The organism is Streptomyces sp. NBC_01314 (assembly GCF_041435215.1).
In the GTDB taxonomy this organism is placed as follows: Bacteria; Actinomycetota; Actinomycetes; order Streptomycetales; family Streptomycetaceae; genus Streptomyces.
In genome coordinates this window covers 9,026,136-9,047,159 of the sequence record NZ_CP108394.1, presented here as the reverse complement: position 1 = coordinate 9,047,159, position 21,024 = coordinate 9,026,136, and the positions used below count along the sequence as shown (strand labels likewise).

17 protein-coding genes are annotated in these 21,024 nt (G+C 72.1%); 9 read left to right on the top strand and 8 right to left on the bottom strand.

All coding sequences use genetic code 11. From position 1 onward, the window contains the following. Nucleotides 1-554 precede the first annotated feature (554 nt). Nucleotides 555-1,757 (top strand): amino acid deaminase/aldolase, encoded by a 1,203-nt coding sequence (locus tag OG622_RS39800; RefSeq protein WP_371581477.1) that lies wholly within the window; start codon nucleotides 555-557, stop codon nucleotides 1,755-1,757. A gap of 114 nt (nucleotides 1,758-1,871) precedes the next feature. Here the strand turns inward: OG622_RS39800 and OG622_RS39795 are convergent, their stop codons facing one another. From OG622_RS39795 to OG622_RS39780, 4 genes are all read right to left on the bottom strand, one after another. Continuing rightward, entirely contained in the window at nucleotides 1,872-2,810 is a 939-nt protein-coding gene (locus tag OG622_RS39795) for a DUF2510 domain-containing protein (RefSeq protein WP_371581476.1), read from the bottom strand. A 43-nt stretch (nucleotides 2,811-2,853) separates the two neighbouring features. After that, the gene (locus tag OG622_RS39790) at nucleotides 2,854-3,636 is read right to left on the bottom strand and encodes a 3-oxoacyl-ACP reductase (RefSeq protein WP_371581475.1); all 783 of its coding nucleotides are present in this window, start codon (nucleotides 3,634-3,636) and stop codon (nucleotides 2,854-2,856) included. Further along, nucleotides 3,633-5,027, bottom strand: coding sequence for an aldehyde dehydrogenase (locus OG622_RS39785; protein WP_371581474.1), 1,395 nt, complete (start codon nucleotides 5,025-5,027; stop codon nucleotides 3,633-3,635). Before OG622_RS39785 ends, OG622_RS39790 begins: the two co-directional genes overlap by 4 nt. A gap of 141 nt (nucleotides 5,028-5,168) precedes the next feature. Beyond that, on the bottom strand, nucleotides 5,169-6,527 hold the full coding sequence (locus OG622_RS39780; protein WP_371581473.1) for a glutamine synthetase family protein: 1,359 nt from the start codon (nucleotides 6,525-6,527) through the stop codon (nucleotides 5,169-5,171). 105 nt (nucleotides 6,528-6,632) lie between these two features. Between OG622_RS39780 and OG622_RS39775 the strand changes: the two genes are divergently transcribed. The 3 genes from OG622_RS39775 (at nucleotide 6,633) to OG622_RS39765 (ending at nucleotide 9,783) form a co-directional block, all read left to right on the top strand. Next, nucleotides 6,633-7,379, top strand: a complete 747-nt coding sequence (locus tag OG622_RS39775; protein WP_371581472.1) for a FadR/GntR family transcriptional regulator — start codon at nucleotides 6,633-6,635, stop codon at nucleotides 7,377-7,379. Between the two features lie 135 nt (nucleotides 7,380-7,514). After that, nucleotides 7,515-8,954, top strand: coding sequence for an ethanolamine permease (gene eat / locus OG622_RS39770; protein WP_371581471.1), 1,440 nt, complete (start codon nucleotides 7,515-7,517; stop codon nucleotides 8,952-8,954). Nucleotides 8,955-9,090: 136 nt separating this feature from the next. Beyond that, nucleotides 9,091-9,783, top strand: coding sequence for a gamma-glutamyl-gamma-aminobutyrate hydrolase family protein (locus OG622_RS39765; protein ID WP_371581470.1), 693 nt, complete (start codon nucleotides 9,091-9,093; stop codon nucleotides 9,781-9,783). A gap of 107 nt (nucleotides 9,784-9,890) precedes the next feature. Here OG622_RS39765 and OG622_RS39760 read toward each other — a convergent pair whose 3' ends face one another. Next, nucleotides 9,891-10,817 carry a LysR family transcriptional regulator gene (locus OG622_RS39760; protein WP_371581469.1) on the bottom strand — a complete coding sequence of 309 codons (927 nt, stop codon included), beginning with the start codon at nucleotides 10,815-10,817 and terminating at the stop codon, nucleotides 9,891-9,893. 163 nt (nucleotides 10,818-10,980) lie between these two features. Here OG622_RS39760 and OG622_RS39755 point away from each other — a divergent pair, with 163 nt between their 5' ends. Next, entirely contained in the window at nucleotides 10,981-12,228 is a 1,248-nt protein-coding gene (locus OG622_RS39755; protein ID WP_371581468.1) for a TDT family transporter, read from the top strand. Here OG622_RS39755 and OG622_RS39750 read toward each other — a convergent pair. Next, nucleotides 12,155-12,907, bottom strand: coding sequence for a helical backbone metal receptor (locus OG622_RS39750; RefSeq protein ID WP_371584364.1), 753 nt, complete (start codon nucleotides 12,905-12,907; stop codon nucleotides 12,155-12,157). The two genes, OG622_RS39755 and OG622_RS39750, sit on opposite strands and share 74 nt — an antisense overlap. Nucleotides 12,908-12,914: 7 nt before the next feature. Next, nucleotides 12,915-13,496: a helix-turn-helix domain-containing protein gene (locus tag OG622_RS39745; protein ID WP_371581467.1), complete on the bottom strand. Its 582-nt coding sequence runs from the start codon at nucleotides 13,494-13,496 to the stop codon at nucleotides 12,915-12,917. 926 nt (nucleotides 13,497-14,422) lie between these two features. Here OG622_RS39745 and OG622_RS39740 point away from each other — a divergent pair. The 3 genes from OG622_RS39740 to OG622_RS39730 all read left to right on the top strand — a co-directional run bounded on the left by OG622_RS39740 (nucleotide 14,423) and on the right by OG622_RS39730 (nucleotide 18,376). Beyond that, nucleotides 14,423-15,352: a 5'-3' exonuclease H3TH domain-containing protein gene (locus tag OG622_RS39740; RefSeq protein ID WP_371584363.1), complete on the top strand. Its 930-nt coding sequence runs from the start codon at nucleotides 14,423-14,425 to the stop codon at nucleotides 15,350-15,352. Between the two features lie 173 nt (nucleotides 15,353-15,525). Further along, complete coding sequence (locus tag OG622_RS39735; RefSeq protein ID WP_371581466.1) at nucleotides 15,526-16,371, top strand: siderophore-interacting protein; 846 nt, start codon at nucleotides 15,526-15,528, stop codon at nucleotides 16,369-16,371. A gap of 391 nt (nucleotides 16,372-16,762) precedes the next feature. Then, the gene (locus OG622_RS39730; RefSeq protein WP_371581465.1) at nucleotides 16,763-18,376 is read left to right on the top strand and encodes a serine hydrolase; all 1,614 of its coding nucleotides are present in this window, start codon (nucleotides 16,763-16,765) and stop codon (nucleotides 18,374-18,376) included. Here OG622_RS39730 and OG622_RS39725 read toward each other — a convergent pair. Beyond that, nucleotides 18,363-19,163 carry an N-formylglutamate amidohydrolase gene (locus OG622_RS39725; protein WP_371581464.1) on the bottom strand — a complete coding sequence of 267 codons (801 nt, stop codon included), beginning with the start codon at nucleotides 19,161-19,163 and terminating at the stop codon, nucleotides 18,363-18,365. The two genes, OG622_RS39730 and OG622_RS39725, sit on opposite strands and share 14 nt — an antisense overlap. A 259-nt stretch (nucleotides 19,164-19,422) precedes the next feature. Here OG622_RS39725 and OG622_RS39720 point away from each other — a divergent pair, with 259 nt between their 5' ends. Further along, on the top strand, nucleotides 19,423-20,973 hold the full coding sequence (locus OG622_RS39720) for an amino acid permease (protein ID WP_371581463.1): 1,551 nt from the start codon (nucleotides 19,423-19,425) through the stop codon (nucleotides 20,971-20,973). Nucleotides 20,974-21,024: the final 51 nt, after the last annotated feature.

Sequence of the window (21,024 nt, the reverse complement as noted above, 5' to 3'; positions counted from 1 at the left end):
AGCGGAGGGACCGAGCCGGACGCTCCCGGTGCGGACGGACACGTACCCGGCGCGGACGCGTACGCCCCCGGCGCCGCGCCGTCGGACCGGGGCTCCCGTGACGGCCGCCGAGGCGGGGCGCCCTGCGTCACGGGGTTCGTTGTCGCGGCGTCCGCTGTCGTGGCGTCCGCTGTCGCGGTCGAGGTGTCGTGGTCCGGAGGTATGGACGGGCGGGGCGGGGCGGGCGGGCGTGGGGGGATGGAGGCACGACGCGCTTCCGTGCTCATGCACCCCCCGTTTCCTCGTCCCGGGCCGACCCGGAGGTCGTCCGGGCGTCCGACCGCCCGTGGGGAGCGATCGTCACGCATACCTGGGACACACCCCGCCGACGGTCCGCCAACACCACGGGCAAGCCATACCCGTGGCAGCGGATCCGCATCCCCGTCGAGGCCGTCCCTGCGTGCGCGTCACTCTACGGGCTGGCCCCGCTCGAACGGGAACCGATCCGTCGGCCCGCGGCTTCTGCCCGGAACGTCCCCCTACCCTGCGGTAATCATGTCTGGCAGGCTTCGTGCATGACTGCGCGCGCCGCCGACCGGGCCCGGTACGACCGGGCTACTGCTCATCTCGACGCACCTTTGGCGATCGTCGACCTCGACGCCTTCGACGCGAACGCCGACGACCTCCTCCGCAGGGCCGGCGGCAAGCCGATCCGCGTCGCGAGCAAGTCCGTTCGCTGCCGGGCACTCCTGGAGAGGGTCCTGGCTCGGGATGGCTTCCAGGGCATCATGTCGTTCACGCTCGCCGAGTCCCTGTGGCTGGCCCGTTCCGGGTTCGAGGACGTCCTCCTCGCCTACCCGTCGGCCGACCAGGAGGCCTTCGCCGAACTGGCGGGCGACCCGAAGCTCGCCGCCGCCGTGACCGTCATGGTCGACGACCCCGCCCAGCTCCAGCTGATCGACAACTCCCGGCGGGGCGGCACCGAAGTCGTGCGCGTCTGCCTGGAGTTGGACACCTCGCTGAAGCTGCTCGGCGGACGGGTGCGCGTCGGCGCCCTGCGCTCCCCGTTGCACTCCCCCGCGCAGGTCGGCGAGATGGCCCGCGCCGTCGCTGAGCGCCCGGGGTTCAAGCTGGTCGGGATCATGGCGTACGAGGGGCACATCGCCGGTGTCGGTGACTCGGTGGCCGGGCGGCCGCTGCGTTCCCGTGCCATCCGGCTGATGCAGGCCACCGCGAAGAAGGAACTGGCCGCGCGGCGGGCCGAAGTGGTGCGCGCCGTACGGCGGGTGGCGCCGGACCTGGAGTTCGTGAACGGCGGCGGCACGGGCAGTGTCCAGCACACGGCGGCGGAGGACGCGGTCACCGAGATCGGCGCCGGCTCCGGGCTCTACGTGCCCCGGCTGTTCGACAACTACACGTCGTTCAGCGGGCGTCCGGCCGCGCTGTTCGCCATGCCCGTCGTACGGCGCCCCGGTGTCGGGGTCGTCACCGTGCTGGGCGGCGGCTACCCGGCCTCCGGCGCGCCCGGCCCCGACCGGCTGCCGGTGCCGTATCTGCCCGAGGGGCTGAAGTACGACCCGCAGGAGGGCCCCGGCGAGGTGCAGACCCCGCTGCTCGGCGCGCCCGCGGACGACCTGCTGCTCGGCGACAAGGTGTGGTTCCGGCACGCCAAGGCCGGCGAGCTGTGCGAGCGGTTCGACGTGCTGCACCTGGTGGAGGGCGACGAGGTGACGGCGGCCGTGCCGACGTATCGCGGCGAGGGCCACACGTTCCTGTGAGCCGGCAGCGGCCGGAAGCCCCACTCGGGCTTCCGGCTCCGCGCGGAGTAGCACTCGGCTCCCGGCTCCGCGCGGAGCCCCACCAGGGTTTCCGCCCCGGCGCGTGAAGAAGGTTCACGAAGGGCCGAGGCTGCTGCCCACTCCCCCGCCCGTTTCCGTGTCCGCGTCGCCCACCGCTCGGATGCCCTCGACGATCTCGTCGATGTCGCCGACCGGCGGGCCGTCGTCGCCCGCGTCGACGGCGAACCGGACGAGGACCGGGGCCTCGGAGCCGCTGCTGGACGGGAAGACGAGGGACTGGACGTAGCCGCCGGGCCCGGCCCCGGTCGTGACGCGCCAGCGCACGTAGTAGCCGGCGCGGCCCGCGACGGCGACCGAACCGGAGGCGACGACCTCATGGCCGGTGATGCCGTTGTACGGGCGCCGGTCCAGTTCGTCGCGGTCGTACGCGTCGTTCGCCGCGTCCTCGATGTCGTTCTCGGCGAGGACCTTCGGGGACGTCTCGCTGCTGCCGGTGACGGTCCGCGAGACGACCGTGCCCGTGCGGCACAGACCGTTGTCGCCGGGGCAGTCGTAGATGCCGTCGTCCGTGACCAGGACCGCGTCGTCCTCGGCGGATCCGTCGCCGTTCTCCCAGCCGTCGGGGATCGGGAAGGCGATGCCGTTGAGGTCGTCCACGACGGTGTTCGGGTCGCCGGACGGGGACGCGGTGGCGGACTTCGTGGGGGACGGGCTGTCGCTCCCGTCGGCGTCGGAGGTCGGGGAGCTCGTCGCCGTCCTCGTCTCCTGGCCGCCGTCGCCACCGCCGTCGCCGCCGAGCAGGAGGACGCCGCCCGTGACCGCTCCGGCGACCAGGACGGCCCCGACGACGGCCAGGGCGACGACCTTGGTGCGTCCGAGGCCCTTGGCGCTGGGCGGCTGCGGCTGGAGCACCGGCGGCACGGGTTGGTCCGGCTGGCGGCGGTGGTCGGTCCACGCGGTCCCGTCCCACCAGCGTTCGGTGAGCGGGTAGGACGGGTCGCGGTACCAGCCGGGCGGCGGCGAACTGCTCATCCCGGCACTTTAATCACACCGACGTGCCGGTGTTCCGGTTGCCCTAGAGCGGGGTGACGTACGCGCCCGAGATACCGCCGTCGACCAGGAAGTCGGTGGCGTTGACGAAGGACGAGTCGTCGCTGGCGAGGAACGCGACGGCGGCCGCGATCTCGGTGGGCTCGGCGAACCGTCCGACCGGGATGTGCACGAGGCGGCGCGCGGCCCGCTCCGGGTCCTTCGCGAACAGCTCCTGCAGCAGCGGGGTGTTGACCGGACCCGGGCAGAGCGCGTTGACGCGGATGCCCTCCCGCGCGAACTGCACACCCAGTTCCCGCGACATGGCCAGCACACCACCCTTGGAGGCCGTGTACGAGATCTGGGAGGTCGCCGCGCCCATACGGGCCACGAAGGACGCGGTGTTGATGATCGAGCCCTTGCCCTGGCGGCGCATGTAGGGGATCGCGGCCTTGCAGCACAGGTACACGGAGGTCAGGTTGACCTCCTGGACCCGCTTCCATGCCTCCAGGCCGGTCTCCAGGATGGAGTCGTCGTCGGGCGGCGAGATGCCCGCGTTGTTGAACGCGATGTCGATGCTGCCGTAGGTGTCGTACGCGGTCTTGAAGAGCGCCTCGACCTGATCGGCGTCGGTGACGTCGACCTTCACGAAGAGCCCGCCGACCTCTTCGGCGGCCGCCTTGCCGCGCGCCTCGTCCAGGTCGCCGCAGACGACGTGCGCGCCTTCGGCGGCCAGTCGGCGCGCGGTGGCGAGGCCGATGCCGCTGCCGGCACCGGTGATGACGGCGGTGCGGCCGACCAGGCGGCGGCAGATGTTTTCTGAGGTCACTGTGCGGGGCCCTCCGTGCTGATGAAGACGTTCTTGGTCTCGGTGAAGGCGGTCAGGGCGTCCGGGCCGAGTTCACGACCGATACCGGACTGTTTGAAGCCGCCGAAGGGGGTCGAGTAGCGGACGCTGGAGTGGGAGTTGACGGACAGGTTGCCCGCGCGGACGGCCTGGGAGACGCGCAGCGCGCGGCCGACGTCCCTGGTCCAGATGGAGCCGGAGAGGCCGTACGGGCTGTCGTTGGCGAGCCGGATCGCGTCGGCCTCGTCCTCGAAGGGGAGGACGACGGCGACGGGGCCGAAGACCTCCTCGGCGGCCACGCGGGCGCCGGGCTCGACGCCGGTGAGGACGGTCGGCGGGAACCAGAAACCGGGGCCCTCGGGGGCCTTGCCCCGGATGCCGGGCGCGTCCGGGTCGACGTACGAACGGACGCGGTCCAGCTGGACCCTGGAGATGAGCGGGCCCATCTGGGTGGCCTCGTCGGCCGGGTCGCCGACGCGGACGGACTCGATGCCGGGGGCGAGGAGGTCGAGGAAGCGGTCGTAGGCGGAGCGCTGGACGAGAATGCGGGTGCGGGCGCAGCAGTCCTGGCCGGAGTTGTCGAGGAACGACATGGGGGCTGCCGCGGCGGCGGCTTCGAGGTCGGAGTCGGCGAAGACGATGTTGGGGCTCTTGCCGCCGAGTTCGAGGGTGACGCGCTTCAGCAGCGCCGAGCCCTTCGCCAACACCTGTTTGCCCACGGCCGTCGACCCGGTGAAGACGATCTTCGCGACGCCGGGGTGCTCGACGAGGGCGTTGCCGGTGACGCGGCCGTGGCCGGGCAGCACCTGGAACAGGCCCTCGGGGAGTCCCGCCTCGCGGCCCAGCTCGGCGAGGCGGAGCGCGGTGAGCGGCGTCGTCTCGGCGGGCTTGAGGATCACCGCGTTGCCGGCCGCGAGCGCGGGGGCGACGCCCCAGGCCGCGATGGGCATCGGGAAGTTCCAGGGGGCGATCACGCCGACGACACCGAGCGGTTCGAGGAAGGTGACGTTGAGACCGCCGGCCACCGGGATCTGGCGGCCGGTGAGCCGCTCCACGCCGCCCGCCGCGTAGTCGAGCAGGTCCCGGACGTTGCCGGCCTCCCAGCGGGCGTTGCCGATGGTGTGCCCGGCCTCCCGGACCTCAAGGAGGGCCAGCTCCTCCAGGTGTTCGTCCACGGTCGTGGCGAAGCGGCGCAGCAGCCGGGCACGGTCGGCGGGGGCCGTGGCGGCCCACCGCCGCTGGACCCCGGTCGCCAGGGCCACGGCCGCGTCGACGTCCGCCGCGCCGGCGGCCGGAACGGTGGCGACGACCTCCTCGGTGGCGGGGTTCAGTACCTGGAGCTGCTGCTCGTACTTCTGGGACTGCTCGGACAAGACAGGACCTCTCACAGCAGGTGCGTCACAAGAGCGGGTGCGTCACGGGCGTCTCGGTGACTCACGGGCGTGGTCGGTGACGCATGGGCGTGTTCGGTGACGCATGGGCGTGTTCGGTGACGCATGGGCGTGTTCGGTGACTCACAGACGTTCGAAGGAACGGCGCAGCTCCCAGTCGGTCACGGCGGAGTCGAAGGCGGCCAGCTCGACGCGGGCCATGTTCCGGTAGTGCGCGACGACCTCGTCGCCGAAGGCGGCCTTGGCGATGGGGCTGTTCTCCCACAGCTCGGCGGCCTCGCGGAGGGTGGTCGGCACCTGGTCGTAACCGGCGGCGTACGCGTTCCCCGTGCACACCTCCGGCAGTTCGAGCTTCTGCTCGATGCCGTACAGCCCGGCCGCGATCAGTCCGGCGACGGCGAGGTGCGGGTTGACGTCACCGCCGGGGAGGCGGTTCTCGAAGCGCATGGAGCGGCCGTGGCCGACGACCCGCAGGGCGCAGGTCCGGTTGTCGTAGCCCCAGGCCACGGCGGTCGGCGCGAAGGAGCCCGGCTGGAACCGCTTGTACGAGTTGATGTTGGGCGCGTAGAGCAGCGAGAAGTCGCGGAGCGCGGCGAGCTGTCCGGCGAGGAAGTGGCGCATGACCGGCGACATGTCGTGGCCGTCGGCCATGACGTTGGTGCCGTCCGCGTCCGCCAGGGACAGGTGGATGTGACAGGAGTTGCCCTCGCGCTCGTTGAACTTCGCCATGAAGGTGAGCGAGACGCCCTCCTGCGAGGCGATCTCCTTGGCGCCGGTCTTGTAGACCGCGTGCTGGTCGCAGGTGACCAGGGCCTCGTCGTACTTGAAGACGATCTCGTGCTGCCCGGGGTTGCACTCGCCCTTGGCGGACTCGACGGTCAGCCCGGCGGCCTCCATGTCGTTGCGGATCCGGCGCAGCAGGGGCTCGATGCGCCCCGTGCCGAGGACCGAGTAGTCGATGTTGTACTGGTTCGCCGGGGTCAGACCCTTGTAACCGGCGTCCCAGGCCTGCTCGTAGGTGTCCTTGAAGACGATGAACTCCAGCTCGGTGCCCACGTTGGCCGTGTAGCCCAGTTCGGCGAGGCGCTCCAGCTGGCGGCGCAGGATCTGGCGGGGCGCGGCGACGACCGGTGAGCCGTCGTTCCAGGCGAGGTCGGCGATCAGCATCGCCGTGCCCTCGTTCCACGGCACCCGGCGCAGGGTGCTGAGGTCCGGGTGCATGGCGAAGTCGCCGTAGCCGCGGTCCCAGGAGGACATCGTGTAGCCGTCGACGGTGTTCATCTCGGTGTCGACGGCGAGCAGGTAGTTGCAGCCCTCGGTGCCGTGGGCGAGCACGTCGTCGAGGAAGAAGCGCGCGGCGAACCGCTTGCCCTGGAGGCGCCCTTGCATGTCGGGGAAGGCCAGGACGACAGTGTCGATCTCACCGCCCGCGACGAGGGTGTGCAGTTCCTCGACGGTGAGCGGGGGTGTGCGGTCTGCCACGGGAAAGCCTCCTAGAAGCTTCTTCGGCCACCCCGGAGGCATTCAGCCATCCGGGAGCCATAAGGTATTACCCGTAACCATTAGTTGGGAAGGGGCAACGGCCACATGTCGCAGACAGGAGCGGAACCGGGCACTCCCTGGGCCGACGACCGGCTGGCGTCCGTGCTGCGGCCGGTGCGGGCGGGCAACGGCTTCGAGGAGGCCCTGGAGCAGATCATGCAGGTCGTCCGGCTCGGCCTGGTGCCGGGCGGCGAACGGCTGCCTGCGGAACGCGAGTTGGCCGAGCGGCTCGGGATCAGCCGGGTGACGCTGCGCGAGGTGCTCAAGGTGCTGCAGGACCAGGGCCTGATAGAGGCGCGGCGCGGGCGGTACGGAGGGACGTTCGTGCTGCCACGCGTCGACACCCCGGGCGAGGACGAGCTGCGCCGCCGCCTGAAGGGCATCGACGTCGAGGACACCCTGCGCTTCCGCGAGGTGCTGGAGGTGGGCGCGGCGGGATTGTGCGCGGCACACGGTCTGACCAGCGAAGAGGTCGACAGGCTGCGTGCGGCCCTGGCCCGCACGCACAACGCGCCGCTCACGGAGTACCGCCGCCTGGACACCCTCCTGCACCTCACCCTCGCCGAGCTGTCCGGCTCCCCGTCGCTCGCCGGTCAGTACGCGGCCGTCCGCGCCGGGGTCAACGACCTGCTCGACTGCATCCCGCTGCTGGTACGGAACCTGGAGCACTCCCAGCAGCAGCACGCGGCCCTGGTGGAGGCCATTCTCGACGAGGACGCCGAGGCCGCGCGGGAGATCATGCGGGAGCACTGCTCCGGTACGGCGGCCCTGCTGCGCGGCTTCCTCGGGTGAGGCCGCACACCCGGATGGACACGGTTCCGCCCCGCGGAAGAGCACGATTTACGCTCGCTTAACGCAAGGGTATTGCTTTCGGCCACCCACCCCACAAAGGTATGGATCCATTCCTTTGAGTGGGGAGAGTGTGCCATGTCCCTGAAAGCCACGGACGCCGCCGACGCGGCTGACGACTACCTGGAGCGCCGAACGCTCCGCCGGGGCAGCGCCGGCTGGGTACTGCTGACCGGCCTCGGCGTCGCCTATGTCGTCTCCGGAGACTTCTCCGGCTGGAACCTCGGCCTCGCCAAGGGCGGCTTCGGCGGTCTGGCGATCGCCACGGTGCTCATGGGCACCATGTACGCCTGCTTGGTCTTCGCCCTCGCCGAACTGTCCGCGATCCTGCCCACGGCGGGCGGCGGCTACGGCTTCGCGCGCCGGGCGCTCGGCCCGTGGGGCGGCTTCCTGACCGGCACGGCGATCCTGATCGAGTACGTGCTCGCGCCCGCCGCCATCGTGATATTCATCGGCGACTACGTCGAGTCGCTGGGTCTCTTCGGCCTGACGTCGAGCTGGCCGGTCTATCTCGTCTGCTTCGCGATCTTCATCGGCATCCACCTGTGGGGTGTCGGCGAGGCGCTGATCGTCACCTTCGTCGTCACCGGCTTCGCGGTCTTCGCGCTGATCGTCTTCGCCCTGGGCGCACTGCCCGACTTCAGCGTGTCCTCGCTCCACGACATCCCGGTCGACGCCTCCGCTCTCGGCGCGAACTCCTGGCTGCCCATGGGACTGCTCGGCATCTGGGCGGCGTTCCCGTTCGGCATGTGGTTCTTCCTGGGCGTCGAGGGTGTGCCGCTGGCCGCGGAGGAGACCAAGGACCCGGCCCGTACGCTGCCGAAGGCGATCCGCTGGTCGATGGGCGTCCTCGTCGTGCTGGCCGTGATCACCTTCCTCACCGCGGCCGGGGCGCGCGGCTCCGCCGCCATCCAGGACGCCGGCAACCCGCTCGTCGAGGCGCTCCAGCCGGACGGCAAGGCCACCGCGCTCAGCCGCTTCGTCAACTACGCCGGACTGGCCGGCCTCGTCGCCTCGTTCTTCTCCCTGATCTACGCCGGCTCCCGGCAGCTGTTCGCCCTCTCCCGGGCCGGCTACCTCCCCCGGGTCCTCTCCCTCACCAGCAGCCGCAAGGCGCCGTACCTGGGCCTGCTGGTGCCGGGCACGATCGGCTTCGCGCTGGCCGCCGCCACCGGCGACAGCCTCCGGATGCTGAACATCGCCGTCTTCGGCGCCACGATCAGCTACGCCCTGATGTCCCTGTCGCACATCGTCCTGCGCCGCCGGGAGCCGGAGCTGGAGCGGCCGTACCGCACGCCGGGCGGGATCCTGACCTCCTCGGTCGCCCTCGTCCTCGCGTGCTCGGCGCTGGTGGCGACCTTCCTGGTGGACGTGACGGCCGCGATCATCGCGCTCGTCGTGTACGCGGTCGCGGCGGCGTACTTCGGGTTCTACAGCCGTAAGCACCTGGTGGCGAAGGCACCGGAGGAGGAATTCGCCGCGCTGGCCGCCGCCGAGGCAGAGTTGGCGCGGGACTGATCGCGCCGCGCCACGAATGCCGTACAACCAGTGCGGAGGCGGCACGGGACCCGTCATCCCGTTCCATGGGTCCCACCAGTTCCACCAGTTTGACCAGTTCCATGAGTTCCATGAGTTCCATGAGTAGGGAGCAGGCGTGACCAGGCCGCTGATCGGTGTGAGTACGTATCTGGAGTCCGGCGCGCGCTGGGGCGTCTGGGAGCTGGAGGCTGCCCTGCTGCCGGTCGGTTACCCCCGGCTCGTGCAGGCGGCGGGCGGCGTCGCCGCGATGCTGCCGCCGGACGACCCGTCGTACGCCGTCGATGCGGTCGCCCGTCTCGACGGCCTGGTCATCGCGGGCGGGCCCGACGTGGACCCCGCCCTCTACGGCGCCGTGCGCTCCCCGCGTTGCGGCCCGCCCGCGCCCGCGCGCGACGCGTGGGAGCTGGCCCTGATCCGGGCGGCGCTGGACACCGGCACGCCGCTGCTCGGCATCTGCCGCGGCATGCAGCTCCTGAACGTCGCTCTCGGCGGCACGCTGATCCAGCACCTCGACGACCACGTCGTCGAGGTCGGCGTCTTCGGCCGCCACCCCGTGAAGCCCGTACCCGGCACGCGGTACGCGGACATCGACGCCGAGGAGACCGGCGTCCCGACCTACCACCACCAGGCGGTCGACCGACTCGGTGCCGGCCTGCTGGCCTCTGCCTACGCCTCCGACGGCACGATCGAGGCCATCGAACTGCCCGACCCCGCCTGGGTCCTGGGCGTCCAGTGGCACCCCGAGATGGGCGAGGACGTCCGGGTGATGCGCGCCCTCACGGAGGCGGCGTCCTGCCGGGTTCTCTGACGCATCACCCCCGCCCCCAGCCACCACGACGCAGCCGCGCTGGGGGGCGAAGGGGCGCAGCCCTTGGGGGATGGGACGGTAAGGGCGGCGGGGGCGGGAAACAGCCCTCAGCCGCCGGTCGCGGACCCCCGTGTGAGCCCCAGCAGATCCCGTGCCGGGCCCGTGGGGCGATGCCCCGTCGGCCAGACCGCCCGCAGGGCCCGCCGCAGGCGTACGCCGTCCACGGGGATGCGGACCAGGCGGCGGGCGGAGAGCTCCTCACCGAGGGCCAGCTCGCTCAGGACGGCCGGGCCCGCGCCGCTCAGCGCGGAGGACTTGACGGCCGTGGTGGAGGACAGCTCGATGAGGGGACGGGCCAGGCTGCCGAGCGCGGCCTCCAGGACCTGCCGTGTGCCGGAGCCCTTCTCCCGGAGGATCAACGGCGTGGAGGCCAGTTCGGCCGCGTCCAGCGGCTTGCGTCGGCGGGCCCAGGGATGGCTGGGCGCGGTCACGACGATCAGGTGGTCATGGGCGATCACGGCCGCGTCCAGCCCGGCCGGGACGGTCGGCCCCTCGACGAACCCCAGGTCGGCCTCGTCCGCGAGCAACCGCTCCGCGACGACCGTCGAGTTGCCCGCGAGGAGCGACACCGCCGTGTCCGGACGCGCGGTGCGCAGCGCGATGAGCCAGCCGGGCAGCAGATACTCGGCGATGGTCATGCTCGCGGCGACCCGGAGCCGGGAGTCGCGCCGGTCCCGCAGCGCCTGCGCGCCCACGTCGAACACCTCGGCCGCCTCGACGATCCGCCGGGCCCAGTCCGTGACGAGCGCGCCCGCGTCGGTGAGCCGGGACCCGCGCGGCGACCGGTCGACCAGGGCGACGCCCAGCTGCCGTTCCATCGAGCGGATCCGGCTGCTCGCGGCCGGCTGGGTGATCCCCGTCTCCCGCGCCGCCCGCCCGAGCGAGCCCAGCCGGGCCACGGCCAGCAGCAGTTCGAGCGCCCCGAGATCCGGCACCCGATGGGCCAGCCCGCCTCGCCCCTCGCTCTCACTCATAACCCAAGCTTATGCCCCCATACAACCGAACTCCCTGGTGGGCCCCGCGCGGCAGCGGGACGCTCGAAACATGGCCACCGCAGTCCGACCAGAGCAACCGGCGCATTCGACCCGAGAGGTCCGTTCAGCAGGTCCGGCACAAGAGCTCCACCCAGCCCGTACGGTGCAACAGACCGGTTCGGCCGGATCGGCGCAACAGACCGGCTCGGCTCGGTCGGCTCGTCCGGCTCCCTCGTCAGCGGCTCCCTCATCAACGGCTCTCCCCGACCCGCGCACCCGACCCCGGCCCCGCTCGCGCCCCCGCCTCCCCGCCCTTCGTCACCTCGGCCCCAACTGGTACGCCCCGGTCATGGGCACCGCGATCGTGGCGTCCGCCGGTGCCGGGCTCCCCCTGGGCGTCCCGGGCCGGCGGACCGTCTGCGCGGCGGTCTGGGCGCTCGCGCTCGTCGCTCTGGTCGCCCTCCTGGGCGCCCGCGCCCTGCACTGGACCCACCACCGCGACCAGGCCCGCACCCACCTTCTCGACCCGGCCGTGGCCCCCTTCTACGGATGTCTCTCCATGGCACTGCTGGCCGTGGGCGGCGGTGCCCTCGTCGTCGGCCGGGACTGGATCGGGGTCCGGGCGGCCGTAGCCCTCGATGTCGTACTCTTCGGCGCCGGGACGGCCGTGGGCCTGGTCGCCGCCGTCGTCGTGCCGTACCTGATGGTCGTCCGCCACCGCGTCGAGCCGGGCCAGGTCACCCCCGTACTGCTCCTCCCCCTCGTCGCGCCCATGGTGTCCGCCGCGCTCGGACCGCTGCTCGTCCCCCATCTGCCTCCCGGGCAGGCCCGGCAGACGCTGCTGTTCGGCTGTCTCGCGCTGTTCGGGCTGAGCCTGCTGGCGACGCTGCTCGTGCTGCCGCTGGTGTTCGGCCGACTGGTCACGGTGGGGCCGCTGCCGCTCGCCCTCACCCCGAGTCTGTTCCTGGTCCTGGGGCCGCTGGGGCAGTCGACCACCGCCGTCGGCAATCTCGCCGACGCGGCCCCCGGCGCCGTACCGGCCCCGTACCCGCCCGGCTTCGCCGCGTTCGCCGTCCTCTACGGCGTGCCCGTCATGGGCTTCGCGCTGCTCTGGCTCGCGCTCGCCGCGGCGCTGGTCGTGCGGGCCCGGCGGCGGGGCATGGGGTTCTCGATGGCGTGGTGGGCGTTCACCTTCCCGGTCGGCACGTGTGCGACCGGCGCGGAGGGGCTGGCCCGGCACACGGGGCTCGTCGCCCTCGACGTCCTCGCCGTCGCGCTGTACGGGCTGCTGCTGGTGGCCTGGGTGACGGCCGCCGCGTCCACCGCGCGCGGGCTGGTCAGCGGCGAGCTGCTCGCAGCGCCGCGCCCAGCACCCGCGGCGCCTCGGCCAACGACGGCCCGTACCAGGTGAGATGACGGCCGCTCAGCAACGCGCACGGCAGCCCGGGGAACGCCTCCGGGCCGTCGTCGGCGGTGAAGAGGTACGGCTCGTCGGGCAGGACCACGACATCGGGGGCGGCGGCCCGCAGCTCCTCGACGGGGACCCGGGGGTAGCGCTCCGCGTGCCCGGCGTACAGATTGTCCACCCCGAGCCGGGCGAGCACGTCACCGGCGAAGGTGTCCCGGCCGACGACCATCCACGGCCGGCGCCAGACGGGCACCACGGCGGTCGTACGACGGCCGGGTGTCAGCGGGCCGGCCGACGCGTCCGGCGGCCCGGACCACGCCGACTCCGCCTCGTCCAGCCAGCGCGGCCGGGACCGGGCGCCGCAGGCACGCAGCACGCGGTCCAGTTCGGTGAAGGCGCCCGGCACATCCCGTACCTCGGTGACGAGGACCTCGACGCCCGCCTCCCGCAGAGCGGTCAGGTCGGGCTCGCGGTTCTCCTCCTCGTTGGCGATCACGAGGTCCGGGGCGAGGCGGGCGATGACGTCGGTCCTGGGGTTCTTGGTCCCGCCGACCCTGACGACATCAAGATCACCCGGCTGGCCGCACCAGTCGGTGGCGCCTACCAGCACGCCGGGCAGCGAGACGGCGACGGCCTCCGTCAGGGACGGGACGAGGGAGACGACGCGGGACCCGGAGCGCACCACGACGTCACGCGCCCTGGCGGTGACGGTCCTCCAGGGCCTCGATGTGGTCGGCGACGGCCACCACGATCACCCGGGTCTCCGGCTCGGTGGCCCGCCAGCGGTGCCGTACGCCACCGGACATGTACAGCGTGTCGCCGCGGCCGAGGCGGTGGGCGCGGCCCTCGGCCTCGACCTCGACCGCGCCGTCGACGACGTACATCAGCTCGTCGTTGCGGTGCTGGACCTCGCGGCCCTCGTCGTGGTCGCCGGTGAACTCCATGGCGTGCAGCTGGTGGTGACCGCGCACCAGGGAGCGCGAGCAGGAATCGGGAGGCGTGAAACCGTCCTCGTCGGCGGCGCGTACGACGTCGACACTGCACGCCGGGTCGGCCGCGGCGAGCAGTTCGACGGCGGTGGTGCCGAGGGCGTCGGCGATGCGGTCCAGGGAGGGCCTGCTGGGGCGGGCCCGTTCGTTCTCCACCTGGCTGAGGAAGGGGACCGACAGGCCGCTGCGCTCGGCCACGACGGCGAGGGTGAGCTCATGTGCCCGGCGCCGCCGCCGGACGGCCGCGCCCACCCGAAGGGGCTGTTCTTTGTGGTCGCCCATCGCTCCGGCTCCCTCCTTCGCTCGTCGGTCGGCTCACGGACGCCCACCGGGTGGGCTCGCGAACGCTTACTGGTCCGGTACGGATGCCCACCCGTCCGGCACTCATCGGGCGCGCTTCTCCTGAAGAGTTCTCTGCACCCTACGCATGTTCGGCAAACCGTTTCATGCGCCCGTCACATCCCTGTAAACCGGCAGGGGGCCCATGCTCACACTTCACGCCAGTGGAACCACTGTCCCACCTCCGCTTCCGCGGCCCCCTCACGCGGCACGGAAGGGGGAGCCGCCGCCACGACGACTGCGCGGGGTGGCCCGTCCGGCACACCCCGTCACCGGATCGCCGGTGTACGTCCGGCGCGTGCCGAGGTCGTCCCGCGCAGCCACGACACGGTCCGAACGGTCACCGGGCCCGTTGCCCCCGTCGCGAAGTCATCTGCCGTGGGACGGAGTTGGAACGCACCGGGAACGGAGTCGGCGACCCGCGCGAGACCCGCCCACCTGCCGGAAGGGCCCCGGAAATCGGTGGCCGGGGCCACCCCGTGGTTGTCCGGATCTGTCTCGTACGCCAGTACGTGACCACTCTCGCCCGTTCGGAGCGGCTCCGCACGGCGGAGCCCCGGCTCGGCCACTTCACGCGGGGGCCGTCTCGGCGACGATCCCCGGATGCGCGTCGATCCAGTTCTGGGCGCCCCCGTCCGGTTCGTCTTCTGGTACGCGCGGTCCAACCGGGCCGACATCGCGGAGGTGTTGGACTTGAGGGCGCCGACCCTCCAGCGACCGTGCCCTCGGGAGTGAAGCCGCGCTGCTGGAGAATCCCCTTTGCGGGCCACTCAGATGCCGATGGGCACCGCGATCGCGAAGATGGTCGCGCGGGAGCGTGAACCGCGCGCGCTTGCGTCGGGAGCCGCGTGTCGGTGGTGTACGGCATGATGCGGGGCGTGACCCGACGCCTGATGCTTCTCGACACCGCTTCGCTGTACTTCCGCGCCTACTTCGGGGTGCCGGATTCCGTGAAGGCCCCGGACGGCACACCGGTGAACGCCGTGCGCGGGCTGCTCGAGTTCATCGACCGGCTGGTCAAGGACCACCGGCCGACGGACCTGGTGGCGTGCATGGACGCGGACTGGCGGCCGCAGTGGCGGGTCGACCTGATCCCCTCCTACAAGGCGCACCGCGTCGCCGAGGAGCGCGCGGCCGGGCCGGACGAGGAGGAGGTGCCGGACACCCTGTCGCCGCAGGTGCCGATCATCGAAGCGGTGCTGGACGCCCTCGGCATCGCGCGCGTGGGCGTCGCCGGGTACGAGGCGGACGACGTGATCGGCACCTTCACCGCCCTGGCGAAGGACCCGGTCGACATCGTCACCGGCGACCGCGACCTGTACCAACTGGTCGACGACGGGCGCGGGGTGCGCGTGCTGTATCCGCTGAAGGGCGTGGGCACACTGCAGCTGACCGACGAGGCGTGGCTGCGCGAGAAGTACGGGGTCGTCGGGCGCGGGTACGCGGATCTGGCCCTGTTGCGCGGCGACCCGAGCGACGGGCTGCCGGGCGTGCCGGGCATCGGTGAGAAGACGGCGGCGAAGCTGCTCGACCAGTTCGGCGACCTGGCCGGGATCATGGCCGCGGTCGACGACCCGACGGCGAAGCTCACGCCTTCGCAGCGCAAGAGGCTCGACGAGGCGCGCCCCTATGTGGCGGTCGCGCCCAAGGTGGTGCTGGTGGCGGCCGACGTACCCTTGCCGGACGTCGACACGGCTCTGCCGCGCGAACCGCGGGACCCGGCGGCGCTGGAGGCACTCGCGGCGCGCTGGGGACTCGGTGGATCGCTGCGACGGCTGCTCACGACCCTGCAGGCGTGAGGTGGACGCCCCGCGGACGGGGCGTACGCCGGAGGGTGGGGTGACACTCCGGTGGTGAGGACGGTGAGGCGCGATTCACATCGTGAAGTCCTCGCTCACGCCACATGCGTAGGTGTTAACAAGGGGGAGATGATAACTTAGGTGAGCCTTACTAGGTTTTTTGGGAGGCCGTCATGGCAGAGCGTCCGGTACGCAGGGCCCCGAAGCCCCACTCCGCGCGAGTCGTCCGCACCGAGCGGCTCACCCCACACATGCAGCGCGTCGTACTCGGTGGCGACGGCCTCGCCGAGTTCTCCCCGCGCGGCAGCACCGATCACTACGTGAAGCTCCTGTTCGGCCCCGAGGGTGTCACCTACCCGGAGCCCTTCGACATCGAGCGGATCCGCGCGGAGTTCCCCCGGGACCAGTGGCCCGTGACCCGGACGTACACCGTGCGCGCCTGGGATTCCGAACTGGCCGAGCTGACCCTCGACTTCGTGCTCCACGGCGACGAGGGCATCGCCGGCCCCTGGGCCACCCGCGTCCAGCCGGGCGAGCTGGTCCGTTTCCTCGGCCCCGGTGGTGCCTACGCTCCCGATCCGGAGGCCGACTGGCATCTCCTCGTCGGCGACGAGAGCGCCCTGCCGGCGATCGGCGCCTCCCTGGAGGCCCTCCCCGACGGCGCCCGCGTCCACGCGATCGTCGAGGTCGCCGGCCCCGAGGAGGAGCAGAAGATCAACTCCGATGCGGAGGTCGTCTGGCTGCACCGGGGCGACCGGCCCGTCGGCGCCGCCCTGGTCGAGGCCGTCCGCGCGCTGCGGTTCCCCGAGGGCCGGATGCACGCCTTCGTCCACGGCGAGGCGGGTTTCGTGAAGGAGCTGCGCCGCCTGCTGCGCGTCGAACTCGCCGTCCCCCGCGAGGACTTGTCGATCTCCGGCTACTGGCGCCTCGGCCACGACGAGGACGGCTGGCAGGCCGCGAAGAAGGCGTGGAACGCAAGCGTCGAGGCGGAGCAGGAGGGCACGCCGCCGACTGCGTGACCCACGCTCGGGGCCTGGCGACCCGGCCGACGCGACCCCGTACGAGGGTGGCTGCGCGCACGGCTTCGTGCGCCCCCGGCCACCACCCCGCGCAACCACACGGGCGACCGGCGGCCCGGCCCGCGTAACCCGCTCAGGGCCCGGCGACCGGCGGGCGCGACGACGCCGTACGAGTTCGGCCACACGCGACCTCGTACGGCCCGGCGACCTACCGCATGACTCCACGGGGCGCCAGTAGGCCAGCCGACAGGCCCCCAGTGGCCCGGCCCACGGGGCCCCGGCAGCACGGTCCACGTGACCCGTGCGGTTCGGCAACCCCGCCCGCGCGCCCCCGCTGCCGGACCCCCTGCCTCCGCAGGACAAAGCCCGACTCACCCGTTTGAATGAATCCATGGCTGTTCGGCACACGACGGCACGCGGAGGCAGGGTCCGGGGCGCGACGGCCCTGGCCGCGCTCCTCGTCCTCGGCGGTGCCCCGTACGGCATCGGTACCGCCTCCGCCGCTCCCCCGCCGCAGCCGCCGCCCCGGCTCACGCAGGAGGACGTCGACCGGGCGGTCGACGCCCTCGACGGCATCGTCGAGCGCGGCATGGACCGGACCGGGGTGCCCGGGGTCTCGGTGGCCGTCGTCCACAAGGACCAGGTCGTCCACCTGGACGGCTACGGCAAGCGGCACGTCGGCCAGGACGGCCGGGTCGACCCGGACACCGTGTTCCAACTGGCCTCCCTCTCGAAACCGCTGGCCTCGACCGTGGTCGCCGGGGCCATCGGCGACAAGATCGTCGACTGGGACGACCCGGTGGCCGAACACCTCCCCGGCTTCGCCCTCAAGGCCCCCTGGGTGACCGACCACGTCACCTTGGCCGACCTCTTCTCCCACCGCAGCGGCCTGCCCGACCACGCCGGGGATCTCCTGGAGGACCTCGGCTACGACCGCGACTACATCCTCGAACACCTCCGTCTGGAGCCCCTGACGCCGTTCCGCGCGAGCTACGCGTACACCAACTTCGGCCTCACGGCGGCGGGTCAGGCCGTCGCCGACGCCGCCGGGACGAGCTGGGAGAAGCTCTCCGAGGACATCCTCTACAAGCCGGCCGGCATGGATGCCACCAGCTCCCGCTTCAGCGACTACGAGGGCGCGAACAACAAGGCCTTCGCCCACGTCCGTGAGGACGGCGCCGAGAGCGGGAACACCGGCGACTGGGAGGCGCGGTACGTACGGGACGCCGATGCCCAGTCCCCGGCGGGCGGTGCGAGCTCCACGGCCCGCGACCTCTCCCTCTGGCTGCGGCTCCAGCTCGCCAACGGCGAGCTGGACGGCGACCGCGTCATCGCCGCCGATCCCCTCGAACGCACCCACGCCCCCGCGATCGTCTCCGCCCCGCCGCCCGCACCGGCGGGCCGTGCCGGCTTCTACGGCCTCGGCTGGAACGTCTCCTACGACGACCTCGGCCGTCTCCGCCTGAGCCACACCGGCGCATTCGCCCTCGGTGCCCACACGAACGTCACGATGCTGCCCGGCGAACAGCTCGGCATCGCCGTCCTCACCAACGGCGCACCCGTCGGCCTGGCCGACGCCGTCTCGCTCGACTTCCTCGACACGGCCCAGCACGGCAAGCCGACCGAGGACTGGCTGGACCTGGCCGGCCAGATCTACGAGCAGGAGGCCCAGAAGTCCCGCTCCCCCACCGACTACTCCAAGCCCCCGGACGACGCCTCCGACGCCCGCGCCGACTCCACCTGCACGGGCACCTACGCCAACCCGTACTACGGCCCCGTCACGGTCACCGAGACCAACGGCGACCTGACCATGCGCCTCGGCCCGAAGCCCACGACCTTCCGCCTGACCCACTACGCGGGCGACACGTTCTCCTTCGACACGGTGGGCGAGAACGCCAGCGGCCCGTCGGGCGTGACCTTCAAGGGCGACGAGAACGGCAGGGCGACATCGGTGACGATCGAGGCGTTCGACGAGACCGGGCTGGGGACGTTCAGACGGTCGTGAGTACGTCCACCAACCGGGCCAGCGCGTCCGCGACCACCCTCACTCCCGGCCCCGCCGCCCCACCCGGCTCGCTCATGTAGACATCCCGGCGGATCTCGATCATCAGGGCCGTCACCCGCGCATCGTGCCCGTAGTACTCCAGCGGGACGTACGCGCCCCCGAAGGGACTGTCGACGCCGGTGCCGCCGAACCCGGCGAACGCGTCCTCGGCGGCGGCAAGCAGGCCGGCCGGGGTGTGGAAGGGGTCGGTTCCCAGGCAGACGGGCGGCCGGGGGCCGTCGCCGTGCAGTTCGTAGGGCAGGGGCTCGCTCGGGTACGAGTGGACGTCGACGATCACGGCCCGGCCCACGGCCTCCAGCCGGTCCCTCACGGCGGCGGTCATGGCGGCGGCGTACGGGTGGAAGTAGCGGTCGACGAGGGGCTGTCCGTCGTGAGCGACCCCTCGAAGGGCCTCCCGATGCGTGGTCCTCGTGTAGACCGCCCCCATCCCCACCGCCAGCATCTCCTCCCGCTCGTCCGGGAACCGCTCGGGGTCGATCACGAGCCGGGACAGCCGGTTCACGAACCGCCAGGGGCGTGCGGCCGACCGCTCGGCGGCCCGCTCCGCGATCAGGTCCGTGTACGCGTCGGTGATGTGGTCCAACTCCCGCTCCAGCGCGGCATCGTCGAGCACGATCCCGTCCCGGACGCCCGCCGGGATCACCCGTGAAGCGTGCGGCACGTGCAGCAGCACGGGTGACTCGTGCGCGCCCGAAAGGAGCCGGTAGGAGGGCGACGCGTCATTCATCCGTGGATCCTCGCACAGGGTCGCCGGCGCGCCCGACGGCGAGGACCGACGACGCACGCACTCCCTCGCCGAACCCCTCACTCACCTCTCCTGCCCCCAACTGCGCACCCCCGCGACGGTCGTGAGGATTTGGGCTCGCCCCGGACACGGTCGCGTGACACGTGCGACACAGGCCTCCCCTAATTTCTGTCGCCCGACAGGAATTCGCGCCACTCGGGCGCGAATGCTCGCGCCGCTCGTGCGAAAGCAGGTTGCCGCCATGACGAGCACCGCCCACGATGTCCGTCCGGAGCCACCCCACTCCCCCGACGACCGCTCCCTGACCGAGTTCGGCTACCGCCAGGAACTGCACCGCAGTCTGCGCGGGTACGCCTCGTTCGCCGCCGGTTTCTCCTTCATCTCGGTCCTCACGACCGTCTTCCAGTTCTTCGCCTTCGGGTACGCCTTCGGCGGCCCGGTCTTCTTCTGGACCTGGCCGGCGGTGCTGATCGGCCAGCTGCTGGTGGCCGCGTGCTTCGCGGAGCTCGCGGCGCGCTACCCGATATCGGGCGCGATCTATCAGTGGTCGTCCCGGCTGTCCAACCCGACGTTCGGCTGGTTCGCCGGCTGGATCATGGTGATCGGGCAGATCGTGGTGGTCGCGGCGGCCGCGCTCGCGCTGCAGATGGTGATGCCCGCGATCTGGTCGGGCTTCCAGATCGTGGGCGGCGACCCGGCACCCACCACGGCGACGGGCGCGGCGAACGCGGCCGTCCTGGGCGTGATCCTGCTGGCCCTCACCACGTTCGTGAACGTCCTCGACAACCGGGTGCTGTCCGTGGTCAACCGGGTCGGCGTGACCGCCGAGATCATCGGCGCGATCCTGATCATCGTCCTCCTGCTCACCCACTCCGAGCGCTCCCCCGGCATCACCTTCCACACCACCGAGGGCAGCACCGACCTCCTCGGCGCCCTGCTGGTGGGCTCGTTCATGGCGGCGTACGTGATGATCGGCTTCGACAGCGCGGGCGAGATGAGCGAGGAGACCCACCACCCCCGCCGCACCGCGCCCCGCACGATCCTGACGGCACTCGGCGCGGCCGGCCTGCTCGGCGGTCTCCTCGTCCTGGCCGGTCTGCTCGCCGCGCCCAGCCTCACCGACGGCAGGCTGGGCGTGGACGGCCTGAGCTATGTGCTGACCAGCAGCCTCGGCGACGGAGTGGGCCGCTTCCTGCTGGCCGACGTGGTGGTGGCGATCGCCGTGGCCACGCTCGCGATCCAGACGTCGGCCTGCCGCATGCTCTTCTCGATGGCCCGCGACGGCCGGCTCCCCTTCGCCGGGTCGCTCTCCAGGGTCAACCCGCGCACGGGCATGCCCACCGCCCCCGCCCTGGTCGTCGGCGTCCTCGCCGCCGCCCTGCTGCTCCTCAACTTCGCCTCGCCGGAGGCGTTCCTGGCCATCGGCACCACCTGCATCGTGATGCTGTACCTGGCGTACGCGATGGTCACCGGCCCGCTCCTGGTACGGCGCCTGAAGGGCACCCTCCCCTCCGGCGGCACCGACGAGACCGGCAAGCCCCTCTTCTCCCTCGGCCGTTGGGGCACCCCCGTCAACGCCCTCGCTCTCCTCTACGGCCTCTTCATGACCGCCAACCTGGCCTGGCCCCGCGCCGAGGTCTACGACCCCGCAGGCGGTCACTGGTACTTCCAGTGGTTCACCCTTCTGTTCCTGCTCACCACGGTGGCCCTCGGCCTCCTCTACCACCTGACGCGGACCCGACGGATGCGCGCCACTGGGGAATCCACTCCGGCGGCGCCGGGTCAACCGTGACAATCAAACAGTCGTGATCGAAGCAGGGGACAACTCCAGCCAACCTGCGTA